This is a genomic window from Gordonia terrae (genome assembly GCF_001698225.1).
Taxonomy (GTDB): Bacteria; Actinomycetota; Actinomycetes; order Mycobacteriales; family Mycobacteriaceae; genus Gordonia; species Gordonia terrae.
In genome coordinates, this window is sequence record NZ_CP016594.1 from 3,302,693 (window position 1) to 3,319,414 (window position 16,722).

Consider the following 16,722-nt stretch of genomic DNA (forward strand, 5'->3'; position numbering starts at 1 on the left):
CCGACCCACCCAGTACGCGCACACGTCTTCTAGGACCCTTTCGATGCCCACGACCGCGACGCACGAGCCAAGCTCGACCGACCCTGTGGATCGACCCGAACTGATTGGTGCTTTCGACCGCCGGGGTAGGCGTGTGAACGTCAATGACCTCGACGCCAGGAGGGTGTGGGTCGCCGCTGGTGGGCGGTGCACGTTCTGTAAGGAGTTCTTGGCCGAGGATGAAACGACCGGTCAGGCGGTTTTCACGGGACAGCTGGCCCACATCGTCGGCGCTACCACCGAGAAGGGATCGCCGCGGGGCGAGAGCGCAATGCCGCTGCCGCAGCGAGCCCTGCCGCAGAACCTGATGTTGCTCTGCCCAGGTGAGCACAAGGTCATCGACACATTCGAGCACTGGCACACCTACGGCGCGGATGAGCTACGTGCGTTCAAAGAGCAGCACGAGCGGGACATCCGCGAGCTGACCGGGCTGCTGCGCAAACCAAAGAGCACCGTCATCCGCGTGGCGGGCGATGTACGCGGGCGCGCAGTCGATTTCAGTAAGCAGGCCGTGATCCGGGCTCTGCTGGAGGAACAGCGATTCCCCGACTTCAGCCTGCATGACGACAGCCGAAACTGCGAGGTTGATCTTCGATCCTACGAAGGGGAGGACGACAGCGACCCCACCTACTGGGAGGCAACTTCCCTCGCCCTCAAGCGACGTCTTCGGCCTCTGAGTAACCACCTCAAGACCAAGCAGATCGACCACATCTCGGTTTTCGCGCTCGCGCGGATTCCGATTCTCGTGCAGCTCGGCGTGCTGCTCGACGACGTCACCAACGTGACCGTCCACAACCGTCGACGCGGCACCAGCGAGGGCTGGGGCTGGTACTCCCACTCCCGTAGCGACAACTTGCAGTTCCGTGTGACCGCCGTGGCGGGTTCCGGAGATCCGGTTGTGACGGTCAGCGTCAGCGGGCCGGTCGACCTCGAAGCGCTTCCCGACGCCCTGCGCGGAGCACCGCGCTATGACATTCGCGCAGAGGGTGTTCCGTTGAGTCCCACGATCCTGCAAAGCCCCGAGGATCTACAGGCGCTCATCGACACCTGGCGCGAAGTCCTCGCGACACTCGAGGCCGACCACCGCAATCAACCCATCAGTCTCGTACTCGCGGTGCCCGCTGCCGCCGCGGTCGAGATCGGTCGCGCGCACATGGCCGCAGCTCACGCTCAGCTCCGCGTGTTCGACCGCATAGACAACACCTACGTCCTCGCGCTGGAAACAAGCTGACGACCCCCTCACGTCCACTATCACCACCACCGGAAGCAATCAAGCATGACAATTCTCGCCGACACCAAAGAAGAACAGATCTCTCAGCTCCTCGGAGCCACCATTGCTCAGCTCGACATCAACGAGGCGGCTTTCCGGACCGCCGAATCCTGCTACCAAGATCTTGGTTACCACCTCTCGGAAGCTGGCGCGCAGGTGTACGTCCAAGGCAGCTTCATGCTCGGCACAGTCGTACGTCCTTATCATCGCGCCGGCGAATACGACCTCGACCTGGTGTCCCTCCTTGACATCGCGAAAACGTCCATCACCCAGGAAGAGCTCAAGAAACGAGTTGGACGACTGCTCGCGGACTACAACCGCGATCACAACAGCACCGCCTGTGAAAGCCCCGGCCACGTGTCCGAGGGCCGGCGTTCCTGGTGCCTGCACTACGAGCACTTTCACATGGACGTGCTGCCGGCCATTCCCGACGCCGAGTCACCATCGGCGACCGCAATTGAACTCACCGACCTCAACCTGCGGAACTGGCAGAAGTCCGACCCACTGGCCTACGTCGAATGGTTCCGCAGCCAGTGCGCCACACAGTTCGACTCGGAGCGGGCAGCGCTCGCCAAGTCTTACGGCTCAGTCGACGCCGTGCCCAAGCACCGAGTTCGCACGCCGCTTCATCGCGTGGTCCAGATCCTCAAGCGACACCGAGACATCTTCTTCGCCAACGACCTCGACGACCGGCCGCCGTCCAGCCTCATCACGACACTCGCCGGCCTGGCGTACCAGGGTGAGACCGATCTCATCGACGCGACCGTCAGCGCCGTGCAGCGCATGCACGATCACATCGAAAACCGCGGTGGACGCTACTGGGTAGAAAATCCGGCGTGCAAGGGCGAGAACTTCGCGGACAAGTGGAACGACTACGAGATCCGCCGACTGAAGTTCGACCAGTGGCGCGCAGCGGTCGAGCACGATCTCACCAGTTTCGTCCTGGAAACTTCCGGCACAACCGCACTGCATCGGCGAGTCGCGAGTGCCTTCGGCAGTGATCCGGTTGAGAAAGCCCTGCAACAGATCGGCGCAACCACCAACCGCGCCCGGGTGGGCGGACAAGTTAACCTCACACCCGGCGGGCGCCTCACGACCTCTACGACCGCCACCACAGTCGCTGCTCACAGGTTCTACGGTGGCCAGACCACGCGGTAAGCAGCTAACCGTCATCCAGCAAGCCGTCGGCCTCCAACAACGATTCCCCGAAGAGCGAAGGCCGTTGGTCAAGGCGGGCTTGCTGATCTGGTCTGTCACTCTGCAACCAACACCGATGAGCGTTCTCTACAAGGTGGGCATTCGCTACGTGCACCGGCGGCGGCCCAACGTGACCGTGTTGACCCCGACTCTCGAGACACGCCCCCACGAACCGCTACCCCACGTATACCCGGGCAATGAGCTCTGCCTGTATTACGGCAACGAGTTTGACGGATCTAAGCACTTCATCGCGACCACCATCGTTCCCTGGGCCAGTGAGTGGCTCTACTTCTACGAACATTGGATATCCACCGGACAATGGCTCGGGAGCGAAGCGCCACACCCGCCGGGCTTTGAAAAGGGCTGAGCCGCGGACTCACGTACCTCAGCTGTCGAGCAAGTGTGCTGAGTCGGGATGATGCTGAAATCGGCCGACGGCATGTGGGCCGAACACGACGCGCACGCCGGCCAAGACGTCGCCCGGGACGATCCCGGGATTGGCGGCACCGCGAATGGACGGGTTCGATTGCGCGGGCCCGTCGAAAGATCCCACTCGCTACCTTCACGACGCCAACTGGCATCGGACGTGGTCAACCGGTGATGGCATGACCAGCACATCGAGTGCTCGTTGTCCGTGGGCGTGGTTGTCTTCTGGCGGCTTCGTGGTGCTCTCGTGCAGATCACCCACCACACCGATTGCTATTATTGCTGCATGATCGACGCTGGCCGGTGGGCCGCGATCCGCGACCTGGCGGATCGCCAGTTCGGCCTGTTCACCACCGCCCAAGCCCGCCACCTCGGCATCGCACCCTACGCACTGGCCCGGCTCGCCGAGCGCGAGGCCATCGTCCGGGTGCACCACGGCGTCTACGAACTCCCCGAATCCTCGGCCTGGACCACGGTCGGCGACTGGGCGGCGCAGTGGTTGGCGCTACACCCCACCGCCGACATCGACGACCGCCGCGCCCACCCCGACAGCGTGGTGAGCCACGCCGCCGCCGCCCAAGTGCTGCGGCTGGGCACGATCACCGCCTCCGGGCTCGAACTGAGCAGCCCGCACCGGATCAACGTTCGTGATCCCTCGGTGCGCACCTGGCGCCGGCCGATCGGTACCCGCGGCCTTGATTGGGATCTCGTCGACGGACTGCCGGTGACCACACCCGCCCGTACCGTGGCTGATCTGCTGTTCACCCACGGCGACGGCGGACACATCGGGACCGCGCTGCACACCTGCCTGAGCGAGTCACTGGTCGACGCCGACGAACTGATCGCAGTCTGTGACCGGGCCGCGCCGCGCTGGAACTACGCCTCGGGCGCCAAGCTGTTCGCCTCGCTGCTCGATCAGGCCCAGATGCCGGCCGAACCGGCGCTGGTCGGCTGATGCCGTATGCGTCCGAAGAGGCCTTCCGCGCCGGACTGAGAGCCCGCCTGTCCGCCGAAGCTCGCACGAACAGGTTCAGCCGCGACGAGCTCGCCCAAACCGTCACCCTCCAGTTGTTCCTGGCCCGGCTGTTCCGCTCCCCCGACGCCGACCAATGGATCCTCACCGGCGGCACCGCCCTGCACTTCCGGGCACCGACCCAAGCCCGCCCGACCGCCGACGCCGACCTGGCCACCCGCCTCGACGCCGAACACATGCAACGATCGCTGCGCCAGGCCGCCCAACCCGGCCCCGGCGACTTCGGCGAGTTCGACGTCAGGATCACCACGACCCGTAACCCAGGCTTGTTCGCCGGACGTATCCACTACAACATTGCCGGGCAACGGTTCTCCAACGCCAAACTCGACATCGCCACCCACCGGGAGATGCTGCTACCGCCCGAGACGGTGAGCCCGCACCCCGTGCTCGCGCTCGACGAACTCGACCCCATGCCCGTGATCCGGATGCAAGCCGCCGCCGAAGCGGTCGCCGACAAGGTCGCCGCGCTCTACGAGCTACACGGCACCCACGGCGACACCCCCTCAACCCGCGCCCATTACGTCTGACTTAAGAGATCGTCGCGCTGCGGCGCAGCTTTATTGTGCTCACGCGATCAGTGGACGCTGGCCGGTGACAGAGAAAATTCGACCTGAGTGCAACCTGGTCTCCGTCGCTAACCCGGAGGTGGTCCCCGAGCGACCGGCCCTTGTTGACCTGATCTCGCCGCCAAATGTGCCGCGGCAAGCACAGTGCATCGGCCTGGGGGACCGCTACCGATTCTCGTCTCGCCCCAACAGCTAAAGCACGATCAGCCCAGCACACCTCGAACCGCATCCCACTGAGACTCACCCGCCGATGCGTACCGCTGGGTGACGAGGACTGACGAATGCCCCATCAGCTTCGAAACCGTGTCCAGCGGAACACCACTCTGGACGAGCCGACTCGCGTAGCTATGTCGCAGATCGTGGGGTCTCACATTGCCAACACGCTTTCGGTTGACGCCTGTACCAGTGAATGCCGCGTTGCCGGCCGCTGTCAGCCCGTGGGCAAATGAAGTCCCATTCGGGGGCGTACCCGCGTTGGTGCGTAAGACAACACCGTAGAGAGGTCGTGAACCGCCCCGATAGTCCACTCTTGGGGGCTCACCAAGTCCATCCCGATCCAGCCGTTCGGTCAATAAAGCTACGAGCTTTTCACCGATGGGGACGATCCGGGAGTATCAGATTAACGGTGTAAGTGGCGTTTTCGGTTAGTTGTCCTCGCTGGCCGGCATGCGGTCGGCGAAGGTGATGGCGAATGCGTTGAGTGCTGGTTTCCACCGCATTGTCCATCGTTTCTGTCCGGTGCCGGTCGGGTCGAGCGACCGGGTCACCAGGTACAGGCACTTTAGCGCCGATTGCTCGTTCGGGAAATGCCCACGAGCCCGCACTGCGCGCCGGTAGCGGGCGTTGAGTGACTCGATCGCATTTGTCGAGCAGATCACCTTACGGACCTCGATGTCGTAGTCGAGAAACGGTATGAATTCTTGCCATGCGTTGCGCCACAACCGGATAGCTGCCGGGTACCGGTGCCCCCACTCGGCGTCGAACGCATCCAGCGCCTCGGCCGCGGCTGCAGCGGTGGGGGCGGTGTAGATCGGTTTGATCGCCTTGGCGATAGCATCGCGGTGCTGGCGGCCGGCATAGCGGAATGTGCCCCGGATCAGATGGATGACACACGTCTGCACCACCGTGTCGGGAAAGACCGCCCCGACCGATTGCGGCAGGCCTTTTAGCCCGTCGCAGACGAGGAAGAAGATGTCGGCTACACCCCGGTTCTTCAGCTCGGTAAGCACCGCCAGCCAGTACTTTGCCGACTCACCATCGCCTTCACCTGCCCACATCCCGAGCACGTCACGATGCCCGGCCAGATCCACCCCGATCGCGGCGTAGATCGGCCGGGGCCCTACCTGCCCATCGCGGATTTTGACATGGATGGCGTCGATGAACACCGCGGCGTAGACGCGTTCGAGCGGACGGGCATGCCAGGTGGCCATCTCTTCGAGCACCCGGTCGGTGATCCGGCTGATCGTGTCTTTGGAGACCGCAGCACCGTAGATGTCGGCGAAATGGGCGCTGATTTCACCGGTGGTGAGCCCACGGGCATACAGCGACAGCACCACCTCATCCACATCAGTCAAGCGGCGTTGGCGCTTCTTCACGATCTGCGGCTCGAAGGTGCCCGCCCGGTCCCGGGGGACATCGATCTCGACCTGCCCACACGCATCAGTCAGCACGGTCTTCGACCGAGACCCGTTGCGCGAGTTGCCACTCCCACGACCACGCTGGTCGTGCTTGTCGTAACCGAGATGCTCAGACATCTCTTCATCGAGCGCCGTCTCGAGCACCGTTTTGGTCATCGCTTTGAGCAACCCATCCGGACCGGTCAGGCGGACCCCGGCCTCCCGGGCCTGGCGGACCAGCTCGCGGGCTACCTCAAGTTCATCGACGCTGCGGTCCGCAGGCACCTCGACGATCCCGTCATCGTGTTCATCAGATGGCTCCACAGCCACCAGAGTGTCGGTCATGATGCGACCTTCCTGCCCCCGACACACCGAGGGCGGTAAGGCCACTTACACCGTTCTCACGACAGTCCCGGACGTCTCGGAGAGCGCCTGTCTCTGCGGTTGAGAGCCAACGTTCTGGCGATGGTGGGATTGCTGGGTATTCCAGTGTGGTGCAGGGGTTTGCGTCAATCAAACCCTCGCGCATCGCAGCCTTCAAAGACGCGGAGAAGACACCTACCGTCTTGCGGACGGTGGACGGCGACAGGCCGGCCCCGCCCTCAGACTTGGGACGTGAGAGGTGTCGTACCCACGCTTGAACCGCTGGCCGGGCGATGTCGTCCAGCCTGGTCGCGTCCCATTGAGGGGCTACGTGTTTGGTGATCCGTATGTTGTCTCGACTAATGGTGGAAGCTTCGACGTTGCGTGTCTTGACCCACCGCTGGCGCCATTCAGCCCAGGTAAGGGATTTTCGGGGTTTGCGGGTTCGGGCGTCGTCCTCGGCTGCCTGTGCCTTCCCCAGGGCGATCTTCTCCCGGTCGAAGGTTCCGGCGCTGCGACGTCTGCCGTATTCGTCTCTGAACATGCCCCTGTAAGTGCCCGAACGATTCTGCTCAGTCCACGCCACGGCGCCCGACCCCCTCCAAAGTTCCGGTCCGAGACTCACGAGACGCATGACAACCGTCAGTACGTTGCGTGGCAGCGCATGGCAAAATGAGCCCACTCCTGTCACCTAGTGGGGTCCCAGATACCCGTCCGAACAAGCCTCGGCACCCTCACCAGCATAAACCGCCCTCTTGACCTGCGCATAATCCGCGTGATAGCGGGTCTAGGGAAATGGTTTCAAAACCCGTCCAGTGTCAGTTCGAGTCTGACCGGGGGCACTCGCGCCACATGACCTGATAGGGTTCTCGACACTTACCAGGACAGCGAGGGTTCGCTGCCGAGCACCGCGATCCCGACATCGCTGTGGTCCACCGTCCGAAACCCGAACAGCCGGTCGAGAAGCTCGTCGGCCGCCAGGTCGGTGTGCGCCTCCCAGCGTCGGACCCGGTGGCGTGCGCGCGACGACGCCATCGTCACCGACGATGATGCGCCGAAGTGCACCGTAACCTGGCCGCACTCCCCCGGTGCAACCTGCGCTGTGAGCAGGGCCAGCGAATGATCCGAGAAGACCACCGGCCCGGTGATCTCGAGGACTAATCTGCACCGCGACAGCGTCGACGCGTCCGGGCTGCCGGTCCGGATTCGCGAATCGTGCACGCCCAGTTGGGCGAGCAGAGTGTCGGCACGTGCGCCGACGAGCCAGATGGCCGCATCCACGCTGCGACCGTCCGCCCCACGCAGCACGCTGCCGACCGTTCGCATCAGCGATGCCGCGGTGTGTCCCTCGACCGACAGCGCCACGACGATGTCGGGGATGCAATACAAGAGCCCGGCGGTCCGGGCCGCCGGATCGGTGACGAGTGGCGCGAGCGCCAGGGCTTCGGCGTTCTTCTCCGAGATCCGTTCTGACACCGGACGCTCGGCCCAGTCGGGACCGTCGTGCCACGCGACCGCTTCGGGTTCGTGCGCGAACACCGCGCCCATCATGAACGCCCGGTTCGCGAACTCCCAGTCCTCTCCCCCGTACCGGACGAACGACGGATCGAACCCACCGATGTCGTCGAACAGCTCACGGCTGCAGGTCATCACCGCGCTGATCATGTACTTGTAACCATCCCAGCCAGGGGCCAGGAGATCGGCCGTGCGATCGTACGCGTCGACCAGCCACCCGGGTTCGTACTCATGCGAACGTTCGAGATGCCCCTGTGCGCACAACCATTCGTGCACCCCATCCGGGCTGACCTCGCCGAGATCAGCATGTTTGCGCCGACCGACGACGAGCGCGTCGGGTGCCGCGGCCGGCAACCTGACCGCGTGGCGGATGTATCCGGTTGTCGGAATCGTGTCCGCGTCGAGGAAACACAGGATCGTGCCGTTCGATGCCGCGACTCCCAGGTTGCGGGCGGCCGCCGCCCGAAAGCCCTTGTCCTCCTGCGACACCACCGTGATCGTCAACCGGGACTTCCACGCGCTGACGTCCGGCGAACTAGACGAACCGTCGTCGGCCACGACCACCTCCAGGCGATCAGCCGGGTAGGTCTGGGCCGTCAACGCCTCCAGGGCCAGCGCCAGTTGACGAGGTTGGTTGTAGTACGGGATGACGACACTCACCAGGGGCGTCGGCGCGGCATCGCCGATCAGGTCCCACCGGTTGTCGGGCACGACGGTCCGACCATCACCGAGCCCGACGACCGTCACGCGCTCCACCGCCGCAGCAGTCGCTCGTGCTCCAGCCCGACATCGACGGCCGAGGGCGACGGAACCACGGACGGATCGATCCAGGTGTCTGCAGGATGCGCGAACGCATGCTCGATGGCGGCCTGCAGCGCATCGTCGTCGTTCGCGTGCATCGTCAGCACGCCCGGGGACCGCGCGGCGAGCTCCTCGGTGTAGGTGGTGCGCGGGACCAGTGGCCTGCGCCCGGCGGAGATCCAGGAGTTGATCGAGCCGGATGCCGACATGTGCCGGTGATAGGCGACGGGGACCGTGACCTCGGCCGACGCCCGCCGGAGTTCGTCGTCGGTCAGGTAGCCGGTGATCTCACACCGCCTACCCATGTCCGCCGCCAGCTTGGCCAGGTCGTCGGCCAGATCGTCGTGTCCGGGTGACGGGGTGCCGAGTGCCACGAAGCCGATCGACGGATCGAGACCGGACATCGCCCGGAGGGTCTCGAGATGCCCCTTCCCGGGATACAGGTAGCCGAGCACGCCCACCGTCGATTCCGCTGTCGCCGAGGGTTTGTCGACGCGTCGGGAGTCGATCATCAGCGGAACGACCTCGACATCGATCGTCGGGTCGACGAATTCGGAGAACAGCGACGCCTCGTGACGGCTCGACACGATCACGCCGGTCGCCGATCGGGCCACCGACCGGAAGAACTCGATGCGTGCCTGCATCGACCGCCCGTCCGATGGCTGGGGCAGGTCGTGCAGCGTCACCGAGACCGGTCGGTGCATACCCGCGATCATCGCGAGCAGATTGTCGCGCGCCTGCAGGGGCGTGCGCCCGAACAGACGATCAGTCACATGCAGGTGCACGAGCGCACAGTCGGCCAGTCCCGCCGGCAGGCCGGCGCAGAGTGTGCGCATATGCGCCAACCGATGATGGCCGCCCCCGGCGGTCACCGCGTCGTACACCGACTGCGCATACCGCACCACACCGTGCGACCGGGGCCCGACGAGGAGGTGTCCCAGGGGTCTCGTCATGCCAACCCCAGGATGTCGATGAGCTCGACGTAGCGGTCCAGCACGGCATCGATGAACTCGGGATGATCGGCGTACCACTGCATCTGGCTACGGTGGACGACCTCCTCGGTCATCACCGCACCGTCGACGTCCCAGGCGATCCGCGCGGAGGCGTCGATACCGAGCGCATCGATCACGCGTTGTTCCAGCGGCGCGCGAATGTTGCCGAGCAGCTCCCGCGTCGGTGGGATCGGCGCCGACGCCCCGAGTGCATCGAGGATTCGACGACCGAGCGTCACCAGCACCCGGTTGCCGGGATGGTTGATCGTGTGGGCGGCGTCCGCCCCGGCGTCGAGCAGGATGTCGGAAATCGCGATGTCGCACTGGCGGCGTTCGCGCATCGCGAGCTGTTCCACACTCCAGCGCGCCGCTTCTCGGAGGTGTTCGCCCGTGACGTCGACATCCCGCTCGGCGAACGATCTACGTCCGTCCCGCACCGCCAGGACCGTTCGCAGATCGTGATACGGCACAGCAGCGGGTACCGCGGACGGCTGCGCGGGATGTCGCGCGATGACCTGAAACGGATACAACCCGCCATAGCGGACGACCGGCCACACGATGACCGTCGCCGACGGCGCCAGGTCGACCAGGTCCGGTCCACCGATCGGGAGTCCCCGGTAACCGGCGCGCACCGGCTGGGAGACGATCACCGCTGCTCGACGGACGAGGCGTTCGACGTGGTCGACGTCGGAGGACTCGAGTTCGTGCACCGGTGGGACGCGAACGGTGCGGAACTGGAGGTCCGCGGAACTGGACAGCACTATCCGCAACGCTTCGGCCTGGCAGTTCCCCCACACCAGCAGTAGCTGCCTGTCGTTGGCCAGCGGGGTCTCGGTGACGCCGTAGAAGTCGCCGTAGTGCCTGGTTCGACCGTCGACCGGCACGTCGTCATGCGGAGTCATGGTTGCTCTGAAGTGGTCGAGAGACGCGATGGTCGCTGTGACATCGTCAGTTCTGGCTCCCCTCTGGAAACGCTTCGGCCGTACCCAAGGCTCCCCGTATAACCGTTCAGCCCGCTAATGAATCATCGACTTGATCACTCCAGGGGCCACCGGGACGGCGACGGCCCCGGTGAGCGGGGTCACCGGGGCCGTCGCCGAGTCGGGAATCGTCACATCGTCACAGTGTCCGCGCGATGATCTCCTTCATGATCTCGTTGGTGCCGGCGTAGATCTTCTGCACACGATTGTCGGCCCACAGGCGAGCGATCGGGTATTCGTTCATGTAGCCGTAGCCGCCGAACAGCTGGAGGCATTCGTCGGCGACCACCATGGCGCGGTCGCTGGTCCACCACTTGGCCATCGCGACGGTCGGGATGTCGAGTTCGCCCTTGATGTGCTTGGTGATGCAGTCGTCGACGAAAACCCGGCCGATCCGGGTCTCGGTGGCTGCCTCCGCGAGTTTGAACTTGGTGTTCTGGAAGCTGAAGATCGGCCGCCCGAAGGCCGTGCGGTCCTTGGTGTAGGCGATGGTCTCCGAGACCGCCTTCTCCATTCCCGCCACCGACGCGACGGCGATGATCAGACGTTCCTGCGGGAGCTGCTGCATCAGCTGGATGAAGCCCTGCCCCTCCTCGGTGCCGAGCAGGTTCGAGGTGGGAACACGCACACCGTCGAAGAACAGCTCCGAGGTGTCCTGCCCGCGCTGGCCGACCTTGTCGAGCACCCGGCCACGACGGAAGCCCTCACGGTCCGCCTCGACGAGGATGAGCGAGATGCCCTTCGCGCCCTCGGACACGTCGGTCTTGGCGACGACGATGATGATGTCGGCCTGACTTCCGTTGGTGATGAACGTCTTCGAGCCGTCGATGACGTACTCGTCACCCTGCTTGATCGCCTTGGTCTTGACGCTCTGCAGGTCCGATCCCGTACCGGGCTCGGTCATCGCGATGGCGCCGACGGCCTCGCCGCTGGCCATCTTGGGCAGCCACGTGGTCTTCTGCTCCTCCGAGCCGTACTCGAGGATGTAATGCGCGACGATGCCGTTGTGCAGGCTGACGCCCCACGAGCTGTCGGCGACGCGCGCCTGCTCCTCGATCAAGACGGCCTCGTGCGCAAAGTTGCCGCCCCCGCCCCCGTACTCCTCCGGGATCGACATGCAGAGAAGACCCAGCTCGCCGGCCTTGTTCCACAGGTCGCGGTCGACGTGGTGCTGCTCGATGAACTTATCGGCGTTCGGCTTGATCTCCTTCTCGCAGAAGCTGCGAGCCAGATCGCGCAGGGCGCTGAGATCGTCGTTTTCCCAAGAAGACCGTTCGGCCATGGTGCGAGTACCTATCCACGATTGACAATGTCAATGGCGAGCGTAACAGTGCTCGTTGGCAACGTTACGTTGGGATGACCGGAACGCTTTGTGTCAGCCGGACGCCCCACCACCGCGGAGCACGTTCTTCTGGATCTTGCCCGTCGACGTCTTCGGCAGTTCCGCGAACACGACTTCTTTCGGCACCTTGAACCGGGCGAGCGTCTTGCGTGCGAACTCAACGAGACCCTCAGCGGTCAGGCTCGCCCCGGCGCGCACGCTGACATAGGCGATCGGCACCTCGCCCCATCGTTCATCCGGACGGCCGACGACCGCCGATTCGACGACGTCGGGATGGCTGTCGAGCACCCGCTCCACCTCGACCGACGCGATGTTCTCGCCGCCGGAGATGATGACGTCCTTGCTGCGGTCCCGGATCTCGACGTACCCGTCCGGATGCATCACCGCGAGATCACCGGTCCGCAGCCAACCATCCAGGGTTGCCGCGGCAGTGGCATCGGGATCGCGGTAGTAGCCGAGCATGACGTTGTTGCCGCGCACCACCAGCTCGCCGATCGTCGCCGAATCGGGTGGCACGTCGACACCATCGGCCGTCACCACACGAACCCGGCCGGCCGCGATGTTCCCGATGCCCTGTCGCGCTTTGCGTTCGGCTCGCTCGGCATCGGTGGCGTCGTCCCATTCCGGTTGCCATTCGTTGACGACGATCGGACCGAACGTCTCGGTCATGCCGTACAGATGCGTCACCTCGATGCCCAGGCGAGCCATCCGGGCGAGCAAAGCTGGTGACGGGGGCGCCCCGCCGGTTCCGGCCTGCACCGTCGTCGAGAGCCGGGTGGCGGCCGGGTCCTCGGCGATCATCGTGAGCACCGTCGGCGCTGCACTGAAGTGAGTGACACCGTCAGCCACGAGGTGATGCCAGATCTGAGCGGTGTCGATGCCCCGAAGGCACACACTCGTGCCACCGGCGGCGATGACCGCCCACGTGAAACACCAACCGTCGCAATGGAACATCGGCAGTGTCCACAGGTACTTCGAGCCCGGTCCGAGGCCGGAGTGGTACGCCATCGCCACCGACTGCAGATACGCGCCCCGATGGTGGTACATCACGCCTTTCGGGCGACCGGTGGTGCCCGAGGTGTAGTTGATCGCGAGCAGTCCACGCTCGTCGGTGTCCCGACGAACCGGGGCGCCCGCGTCTGCGAGCAGTCGCTCGTACTCGTCCGAGCCGTCCGCCGACCCACCGATCACCACCCGGAGTCCGACCGCTTCGCCGACTGCTCGCGCGCGGCCGGCGAACTCGACCGTCGAGACGAGAACCGACGCGCCACTGTGTTCGAGGATGTAGGTCAGCTCCGGTTCGGAGAGCCGGACGTTCAGCGGCACGAGTACAGATCCGTGAGCGGGCGCAGCACTGTGTAGTTCGAGCATCACGTGCGAGTTCGCACACAACGCGGCGACACGGTCACCGGGGCCGACACCGAGCTGTTCGATCACCGCGGTCAACCGCTGGACCCGATCGTGGAACTCGGTGTAGGTGAAGCGACGTGACCCGTCGATCACCGCGATCCGTCCGGCGAATGCCGCAGCGGCTCGATCCAGGAACGTTGCCGGACTGAGCGCGGAGAAGGTGAACTCGGCCGCGGGCGGCACCGGACTCCGGGCGCTGTCGATGTCCGGGTCCGGGCCGTGTTCAGTCACCATCGATCGCCGCCTCTTTCTCCACCTGTTCGATGGCCGCGATGATACTGGGGACCGATGCGTCGACCCAGGTGTTGGCCACGTGCGGTGCCGACGCGGCGGCGACTGCCAGTGCCTCGATCTCGGCGTTCGACGGTTCGCCCATATCCAGATCGGCCAGTGAGGTCGGGAGACCGAGGGCACGGAGGAAGCTGCGGATCTCGTCGCGGTCGACCTCGGGATCGTCCTCGAGCGCCAGATGGACGAGCAACCCGTAGGCGACGTGGTAGCCGTGCAGGTGCGCCGACGACCCACGACCGACCTGCAGTCCTCGCGTCATACAGTGCGCGATCGACAGGCCGCCGTTCTCGTAACCGATGCCCGACAACAGGATCACCGCCTCGACGACCGCCTCCAGCTCGGGGGTGACCTGGTGCGCGAGCGCATCGCGCACTGCAGCCTCACTGTCGCGCAACAGGATTCGAGAACATCCGTCGGCGACCACCTCGCCGATGATCAGCGGACGGGTGCCCTGCGTGGTGACACCGCGCCCCCGCGCACACGAGTGGGCCTCGTATTTCTTGGCGAGCGCGTCCCCGATGCCCGATACCAGAAATCGGATCGGCGCCTTCGCGATCACCTCGGTGTCGACGACAACCGCAGCCGGATTCGCGGGCAGACGACCGAGTTCGGACAGCCGTCCGAACTCGTCGTAGAGCGCGAACACACTGGCGGTGGGGCCGTCGTTCGACGCGACCGTGGGGACCGAGACCATCGGCCGTCCGACGGCCTCGGCCACACCCTTGGCGATGTCGATCGCCTTGCCTCCCCCGATGCCGACCACCACGTCGCCCTGCCCGGCTGACACACGCGTCAGGGTGTCGGCGATGACGCCGCGCGTCACCGGTCCGGTCACCGGGATCACCTGGGCCCGTAGTTCGGCGGCGGCGAGCGACGCCTCGATACGCGCCCCGAACAGTTCCGAGATGTCGACGTCGATGACGACGATCGGCGCTCCCCCGATCTCGGCCACCACCCCACCGACGTCATCGAGAACCCCTGGGCCCTGCAGATACTGTTGCGGTGCCGCGAACCGACGGGCGGCTCGGGCGACACCGATCCCGTCCAGCAGCGCGCTCATGCGTGCGGCCAGTTCCCGGTGATCACCGCGCGCGTGATCGCCGGCTCGTCGAGCCCGAACAGCGCCTCGTTGTAGCCCTGAGAACCGCAGGGGTGAAAGCGATCCCCGAGACCGATCCTGGTGACCGGTAGCGAGATCCCGCGATCGGCGAGGGTCTCCACAACCGCGGTGCCGAGACCGCCGGCGCGCAGCCCGTTCTCGACGGTCACGATCCGACCGACGTCTGCGGCGACGGCGGCGATCGCGTCGGTGTCGAGGGGCTTGATGGTCGGGACGTGCAAGACCGCCGCCGACACCCCGGCCGCTTCGGCGGCCTCGGCGGCCTTCAGCGCCCGCGCCGTCATGAATCCGGTGCCGATCACCGCGACGTCGAAGCCCGGCCGCAGCATCCGTGCGCGGCCGATCTCGAACTCGAAGTCGTCCTCGTCGAACACGACGGGCACCTTGCCGCGCAAGTTGCGGATGTAGAAGGTACCCGGCGTGGCCGCGGCAGCGCGGATGACGTGACGGAGTTCCACCGCATCGCACGGATCGATGACCGTCAGATCGGGGATGGACCGCATCACGACCAGGTCCTCGAGGGACTGGTGTGTTGCTCCATAGGGATTTACGAGCCCCGGCGAACCGGCGACGATCTTCACGTCGGCCTTGCTGTGTGCGCATGACACGGCGATGAAGTCGAGGGCCCGGCGGGTGAGGAATGCCGCGTAGGTCGCGCAGAAAGCGATCTTGCCGACCTTCGCCAATCCCGCGGCCATCATCACCGCGTTCTGCTCGGCCATGCCGGCGTTGAAGTAGCGCTCCGGGAAGCGATCCCGGAACGGGATGATGTCGGAATACTTCGACATGTCGGCACTCAGTCCGACGATCCGCTCGTCGCGGGCACCGAGTTCGGCGAGTTCGGTACCGAAAGGCGCCCGCTCGTAGGGTCCCTCGACGTCGGCGATCTCACCCATGCCGCCGGCACGGTTCTTGAGCTCAGCCACGATTCTCCTCCAGTTCGGCGATGAGTCCGGTCCACTCGGTGTCGTGGACGCGGACGAAATGTGCCCGTTCCCGCGCGACCAGCGTGGGCACGCCGGTGCCGGGAGTCGTTCGGGCGATCAGCACGCGCGGGACGTCTGCCGGGGCGGCTGCCAGCGCGTCGAACGCCCGGACGAGGGCCTCGATGTCGTTGCCGTCGACCTCCTCGACCGCCCACCCGAAGGCGGCCCATTTGGCCGCGATCGGTTCCATGTCGAGCACGATCGGACCGTCGGCCTGGATTCCGTTGCAGTCCACCACCGCGGTGAGGGAGCCGAGACCGAAGCTGGCGGCCGACATCGCCGACTCCCAGGTCGACCCCTCCTGCAGCTCACCGTCGGAGAGTTCGACGATGATCTTCTGATCCCCACCGTCGAGGCGGAGCCCGAGCGCCATCCCTACGCCCTGCCCGAGACCGTGTCCCAGTGAGCCACCGGTGATCTCGACCCCGGGCGTCTCGTCGAAGGTGCTCATGGGCAGCTCGCTGCCGTTGAGCCCGTAGTCGGCGATCTGCTCCTCGGTCAGGATGCCCAGCTCGGCGAGCACCGCATAGAGCGCGATCGAGTAGTGCCCGGTCGACATGAGGAACCGGTCACGGGAGGGCGAGTCCGGGTCAGTGGCGTCGAAACGCAACTGCCGGAGGTAGATGACCGCGAGCAGGTCGGCGATCCCGAGCCCCTGAGCGATGTATCCCTCGCCTTTGTCCGCTGCCATTCGCATCATCGCCGACCTCAGCCGGAACGCGGTGTCGGCCAGTTGCGCGGTCGACGGGCGATCGATGTCGTTGTCTACGAGCAT

The 16,722-nt window shown here is 65.4% G+C and carries 16 protein-coding genes; 5 read left to right on the forward strand and 11 right to left on the reverse strand.

The window, feature by feature from the left end:
• Window positions 1-208 precede the first annotated feature (208 nt).
• From BCM27_RS14745 to BCM27_RS14765, 5 genes are all read left to right on the forward strand, one after another.
• The gene (locus tag BCM27_RS14745) at window positions 209-1,270 is read left to right on the forward strand and encodes an SAVED domain-containing protein (protein ID WP_157781281.1); all 1,062 of its coding nucleotides are present in this window, start codon (window positions 209-211) and stop codon (window positions 1,268-1,270) included.
• 45 nt (window positions 1,271-1,315) lie between these two features.
• Entirely contained in the window at window positions 1,316-2,467 is a 1,152-nt protein-coding gene (locus tag BCM27_RS14750; RefSeq protein WP_004018914.1) for a nucleotidyltransferase domain-containing protein, read from the forward strand.
• Window positions 2,448-2,873 (forward strand): type II CBASS E2 protein, encoded by a 426-nt coding sequence (locus BCM27_RS14755; RefSeq protein WP_004018915.1) that lies wholly within the window; start codon window positions 2,448-2,450, stop codon window positions 2,871-2,873. Before BCM27_RS14750 ends, BCM27_RS14755 begins: the two co-directional genes overlap by 20 nt.
• Window positions 2,874-3,218: 345 nt before the next feature.
• Window positions 3,219-3,887 carry a type IV toxin-antitoxin system AbiEi family antitoxin domain-containing protein gene (locus tag BCM27_RS14760; protein ID WP_033206656.1) on the forward strand — a complete coding sequence of 223 codons (669 nt, stop codon included), beginning with the start codon at window positions 3,219-3,221 and terminating at the stop codon, window positions 3,885-3,887.
• A complete protein-coding gene (locus BCM27_RS14765) occupies window positions 3,887-4,492 on the forward strand; it encodes a nucleotidyl transferase AbiEii/AbiGii toxin family protein (RefSeq protein WP_004018917.1) in 606 nt (201 codons plus the stop codon). The genes BCM27_RS14760 and BCM27_RS14765 overlap by 1 nt, the downstream gene beginning before the upstream one ends.
• 242 nt (window positions 4,493-4,734) lie before the next feature.
• Here BCM27_RS14765 and BCM27_RS25470 read toward each other — a convergent pair whose 3' ends face one another.
• The 11 genes from BCM27_RS25470 to BCM27_RS14810 form a co-directional block, all read right to left on the reverse strand.
• Complete coding sequence (locus BCM27_RS25470) at window positions 4,735-5,136, reverse strand: tyrosine-type recombinase/integrase (protein ID WP_081486958.1); 402 nt, start codon at window positions 5,134-5,136, stop codon at window positions 4,735-4,737.
• A gap of 39 nt (window positions 5,137-5,175) precedes the next feature.
• On the reverse strand, window positions 5,176-6,492 hold the full coding sequence (locus BCM27_RS14770; protein WP_014928678.1) for an IS256 family transposase: 1,317 nt from the start codon (window positions 6,490-6,492) through the stop codon (window positions 5,176-5,178).
• On the reverse strand, window positions 6,458-7,144 hold the full coding sequence (locus BCM27_RS26365; protein ID WP_476729721.1) for a phage integrase SAM-like domain-containing protein: 687 nt from the start codon (window positions 7,142-7,144) through the stop codon (window positions 6,458-6,460). The genes BCM27_RS14770 and BCM27_RS26365 overlap by 35 nt, the downstream gene beginning before the upstream one ends.
• 242 nt (window positions 7,145-7,386) lie before the next feature.
• Window positions 7,387-8,772, reverse strand: a complete 1,386-nt coding sequence (locus BCM27_RS14775) for a glycosyltransferase (RefSeq protein ID WP_004019896.1) — start codon at window positions 8,770-8,772, stop codon at window positions 7,387-7,389.
• On the reverse strand, window positions 8,769-9,779 hold the full coding sequence (locus tag BCM27_RS14780; RefSeq protein ID WP_004019895.1) for a glycosyltransferase family protein: 1,011 nt from the start codon (window positions 9,777-9,779) through the stop codon (window positions 8,769-8,771). Before BCM27_RS14780 ends, BCM27_RS14775 begins: the two co-directional genes overlap by 4 nt.
• Window positions 9,776-10,720 carry a WcbI family polysaccharide biosynthesis putative acetyltransferase gene (locus tag BCM27_RS14785; protein WP_004019894.1) on the reverse strand — a complete coding sequence of 315 codons (945 nt, stop codon included), beginning with the start codon at window positions 10,718-10,720 and terminating at the stop codon, window positions 9,776-9,778. The genes BCM27_RS14780 and BCM27_RS14785 overlap by 4 nt, the downstream gene beginning before the upstream one ends.
• Before the next feature lie 217 nt (window positions 10,721-10,937).
• On the reverse strand, window positions 10,938-12,080 hold the full coding sequence (locus tag BCM27_RS14790) for an acyl-CoA dehydrogenase family protein (protein WP_004019893.1): 1,143 nt from the start codon (window positions 12,078-12,080) through the stop codon (window positions 10,938-10,940).
• Window positions 12,081-12,173: 93 nt separating this feature from the next.
• Window positions 12,174-13,784 (reverse strand): AMP-binding protein, encoded by a 1,611-nt coding sequence (locus tag BCM27_RS14795; protein WP_004019892.1) that lies wholly within the window; start codon window positions 13,782-13,784, stop codon window positions 12,174-12,176.
• Complete coding sequence (locus BCM27_RS14800; protein ID WP_004019891.1) at window positions 13,774-14,901, reverse strand: glycerol dehydrogenase; 1,128 nt, start codon at window positions 14,899-14,901, stop codon at window positions 13,774-13,776. The genes BCM27_RS14795 and BCM27_RS14800 overlap by 11 nt, the downstream gene beginning before the upstream one ends.
• Window positions 14,898-15,887 (reverse strand): transketolase family protein, encoded by a 990-nt coding sequence (locus BCM27_RS14805; protein WP_004019890.1) that lies wholly within the window; start codon window positions 15,885-15,887, stop codon window positions 14,898-14,900. Before BCM27_RS14805 ends, BCM27_RS14800 begins: the two co-directional genes overlap by 4 nt.
• The gene (locus tag BCM27_RS14810; RefSeq protein WP_004019889.1) at window positions 15,880-16,722 is read right to left on the reverse strand and encodes a transketolase; all 843 of its coding nucleotides are present in this window, start codon (window positions 16,720-16,722) and stop codon (window positions 15,880-15,882) included. The genes BCM27_RS14805 and BCM27_RS14810 overlap by 8 nt, the downstream gene beginning before the upstream one ends.

Excerpts from the sequence above, each read along its gene's own strand:
- BCM27_RS14750 (WP_004018914.1), top strand. The coding sequence starts at position 1,316 with ATGACAATTCTCGCCGACACCAAAGAAGAACAGATCTCTCAGCTCCTC.
- BCM27_RS14760 (WP_033206656.1), top strand. The coding sequence starts at position 3,219 with ATGATCGACGCTGGCCGGTGGGCCGCGATCCGCGACCTGGCGGATCGC.
- BCM27_RS14765 (WP_004018917.1), top strand. The coding sequence starts at position 3,887 with ATGCCGTATGCGTCCGAAGAGGCCTTCCGCGCCGGACTGAGAGCCCGC.
- BCM27_RS14770 (WP_014928678.1), bottom strand. The coding sequence starts at position 6,492 with ATGACCGACACTCTGGTGGCTGTGGAGCCATCTGATGAACACGATGAC.
- BCM27_RS26365 (WP_476729721.1), bottom strand. The coding sequence starts at position 7,144 with ATGCGTCTCGTGAGTCTCGGACCGGAACTTTGGAGGGGGTCGGGCGCC.
- BCM27_RS14780 (WP_004019895.1), bottom strand. The coding sequence starts at position 9,779 with ATGACGAGACCCCTGGGACACCTCCTCGTCGGGCCCCGGTCGCACGGT.
- BCM27_RS14785 (WP_004019894.1), bottom strand. The coding sequence starts at position 10,720 with ATGACTCCGCATGACGACGTGCCGGTCGACGGTCGAACCAGGCACTAC.
- BCM27_RS14790 (WP_004019893.1), bottom strand. The coding sequence starts at position 12,080 with ATGGCCGAACGGTCTTCTTGGGAAAACGACGATCTCAGCGCCCTGCGC.
- BCM27_RS14795 (WP_004019892.1), bottom strand. The coding sequence starts at position 13,784 with ATGGTGACTGAACACGGCCCGGACCCGGACATCGACAGCGCCCGGAGT.
- BCM27_RS14800 (WP_004019891.1), bottom strand. The coding sequence starts at position 14,901 with ATGAGCGCGCTGCTGGACGGGATCGGTGTCGCCCGAGCCGCCCGTCGG.
- BCM27_RS14810 (WP_004019889.1), bottom strand. The coding sequence starts at position 16,722 with ATGCTCGTAGACAACGACATCGATCGCCCGTCGACCGCGCAACTGGCC.